General features: G+C 61.6%; 2 protein-coding genes. Both read left to right on the top strand.

Annotated features, from left to right (window positions below):
* Positions 1 to 75 precede the first annotated feature (75 nt).
* Positions 76 to 357 (top strand): transposase, encoded by a 282-nt coding sequence (locus tag BOSE46_RS21280; RefSeq protein WP_159543079.1) that lies wholly within the window; start codon positions 76 to 78, stop codon positions 355 to 357.
* Positions 354 to 1,223 (top strand): IS3 family transposase, encoded by an 870-nt coding sequence (locus BOSE46_RS21285; RefSeq protein WP_159543082.1) that lies wholly within the window; start codon positions 354 to 356, stop codon positions 1,221 to 1,223. Before BOSE46_RS21280 ends, BOSE46_RS21285 begins: the two co-directional genes overlap by 4 nt.
* The last annotated feature ends 106 nt before the right edge of the window (positions 1,224 to 1,329 follow it).

Consider the following 1,329-nt stretch of genomic DNA (forward strand, 5'->3'; position numbering starts at 1 on the left):
TGTCCGGCCCCCCGTTTTTCGGTCCAACTTCTGTGTGAGTGCTTCAGATAATGAGAGTGCTAATGGAGGTTGAGGATGCCAGCAGCTAAGAGGTACACGACAGAGCAGATCGTGGCGAAGCTTCGTGAGGCGGAGAAGCTTCAGGGCCAGGGGCTGACGATCCCGCAGGTCTGCAAACGGCTCGGGGTCAGCGATCAGACGTTCTACCGGTGGCGCTTGAAGTACGGGGCGCTGAAGGAGGACGAGGCCCAACGTTTGAAGGCGTTGGAGCAGGAGAATGCCCGGTTGAAGCGGATCGTGGCCGAGCAAGCGTTGGACATCAGCATGTTGAAGGACCTGCAGAAGGGAAATTGGTGAGCCCGTCCCGGCGGCGGGCGGCGGTGGCTTTCCTGCAACGCAAACACAAGGTCTCGGAGCGCCGAGCGTGCAAGGTGGTGGGTCAGCACCGGTCGTCGAACCGGTACTCCCCGGTGCCCGGCGACTACGAGCAGCGCCTCGTCAAGGCAATACACAAGCTGGCTGAGCGACACCCCCGATACGGGTATCGGCGAGTCCACGCGCTGTTAGTGCGTGACGGCTGGAACGTGAACGTCAAACGGGTCGAGCGGCTCTGGCGGCGAGAGGAACTCAGCGTTCCGCCACGACGCAAATCCCATGGTCAGAGGGCTATTGGCACTGATGACTTCTCGGCCTGGGCGCTGCCGGCTGTGCGCCCGAACCACGTCTGGTCGTACGACTTCGTGTCGGTCCGGACCCTTGATGGTGGACCGGTCAGGGTGCTGAACGTGGTCGATGAGTTCACACGGGTAGCGCTTGGCTCGCACGTCGCCAGGTCGATCGGTGCCGCGGCAGTGATCAAGCACCTGGCCAAACTGTTCGAGCAACACGGCAAACCCGACACGATCCGCTCGGACAACGGGCGTGAGTTCATCGCTGCGACCGTCCAGGACTGGCTCAAGTCCCAAGAGGTCGAGCCGGTGTTCATCGCCAAAGCGAGCCCTCAGCAGAACTGCTACGTCGAACGGTTCAACGGCACGATGCGCGACGAGCTCCTCAACGGTGAGACGTTCCGGACCGTGACCGAGTGCCGGGTCGTGATCGAAGGATGGCTCGATGAGTACAACCAGATCCGGCCCCACAGGGCACACGGAATGAGGACACCGGCCGCATTCGTGGCCTACTTTGAATCAATGCCAACGGCGACTGGTGTTAGGAGCAAGTGAGAGTGACTACCAACGTTCTCACTGGACCAGTTCCTAGCGTCGAGGTCGAAGTCCCAAACCGGGAAAACTCTCACACAGGGTGGACCAACCCGCGGGGGCTGGACAC

Origin of the sequence: Aeromicrobium sp. 9AM (assembly GCF_902506105.1) — a bacterium.
GTDB lineage: Bacteria > Actinomycetota > Actinomycetes > Propionibacteriales > Nocardioidaceae > Aeromicrobium.